The 1,458-nt window shown below is 44.7% G+C and carries 2 protein-coding genes; both read right to left on the bottom strand.

Annotated elements, in window-relative coordinates; all coding sequences use genetic code 11:
• Window positions 1–15 precede the first annotated feature (15 nt).
• Window positions 16–873, bottom strand: a complete 858-nt coding sequence (locus QEZ41_RS11995; protein ID WP_289411831.1) for an IS3 family transposase — start codon at window positions 871–873, stop codon at window positions 16–18.
• On the bottom strand, window positions 873–1,409 hold the full coding sequence (locus QEZ41_RS11990; protein WP_289411830.1) for a transposase: 537 nt from the start codon (window positions 1,407–1,409) through the stop codon (window positions 873–875). Before QEZ41_RS11990 ends, QEZ41_RS11995 begins: the two co-directional genes overlap by 1 nt.
• Window positions 1,410–1,458 lie beyond the last annotated feature (49 nt).

Genomic DNA, 1,458 nt, shown 5'->3' with positions numbered 1-1,458 from the left:
TGGAATGCACCCCATTTATTGGACTGCGTTTACACAATTGTTTTCATACTTGAGTCTGTATTGTACGGGGCTCATTTTTAAATCCAAGCGAATCCGCTTCTCGTTATAGTAATGCATATACTCGCTGATTTCGGCGGTTAAGCTTTCTTCAGTCTCTCCTTCAAAGCGACTAAAAAACTCGTTCTTAAAAGTCGCAAAAAAACTTTCCATAGCGGCATTGTCCCAACAGTTGGCTTTGCGGGACATGCTTTGCTGTATGTGCGCATTTTTGAGGGCTTCTTTAAAGTCAGACATCCGATAATGCCAGCCCTGGTCAGAGTGCAGCATAGGCTGCTTACCTTGTTGTATCTTAGGTAGTGCTTGGTCGAGCATATCTTTTACCATGCTATACCTTGGACGCTTAACCAGCGTGTAGGTAATGACTTCTTTGTTAAACAAGTCCAGCAGCACTGATAAATAGTACTTCTGACCCTTAAACCTGAACTCGGTAACATCCGTAACGAACCTCTCATACGGTGCGTCCACATTGAACTGACGATTGAGTATGTTATCAACAGGCGTGCCCGCAGCGACACCACCATAAGAGTTGTATCTACGTTTTGGTCTGATAGCTTTCAGCCCCATGCTACGCATCAAACGCAGCACCTTTTTATGGTTTACGTTAACGTCATCAAGGTGCAAGTCGTAGGTGATTCTCCGGTAACCATAGAGCTTGTAATGCGTCTCAAAAAGTTTTTTTATACGCACTCTCAAGCTTGCGTTTTCCTCGGGTTGTCGCAATTGCTTCAACTGATAGAAAAATGTGCTGCGCGCTAAGTTCGCGATCTTTAGCAGCGTCTGCAGTGCGTGTGTGCGCCTTAACTCATCAACAATTAACGTTTTTTCTTTGTTGCTGATTTTTTGTTGCGAATTAAGGCATCCAGCTTTTTTAGGTAAGCAACCTCCGCACGCAGGTAGTCAATTTCCTCTTGCTTCTGTGCAAGAAGCAGCTCTTCTGGTGTAGAAGGCTTTTTAGAATTAGCCTTTTGAGGGGGATGAGTTTTGGCAGCCACACGTTCACCTTTAGACTTCAACGCATCAAGACCGCCTTGCACATACTCTTTTTGCCAGCGGTCTATGGTGCTATTACCGCCTAGATTGAATAATGCTGTGGCGGCTTTTTTGGTTAGATTTTTCGCTTGCATTGTCTTAAGGACAGAAAGCTTAAAGTCCTTAGTATAGCGAGTTGTTACGCTGTGCTTAACCTTAAAGGCTGCTTTGCCGTGCTCTTGGTAACGTCGAGCCCAAGAGCAAAGAGTACTGCGGCATAAATTGTTTTGTTGGGAGTACTGCGTGGCATTTAAACCACTGGCCAGAAACCCCTGAACCGCTTTTAACTGAAAGCGGCTGTCATGTTTCGGTTTAGACATAGCTTCATCTCCTAGAGTTGAAGCAGTCCAACTTTAGGGGGGCATTCCA

It is taken from the genome of Thiopseudomonas acetoxidans (assembly GCF_030362935.1).
GTDB classification, from domain to species: domain Bacteria; phylum Pseudomonadota; class Gammaproteobacteria; order Pseudomonadales; family Pseudomonadaceae; genus Thiopseudomonas; species Thiopseudomonas acetoxidans.
The sequence above is the reverse complement of the archived record's forward strand: the minus strand, read 5'-3'. Positions and strand labels throughout refer to the sequence as shown.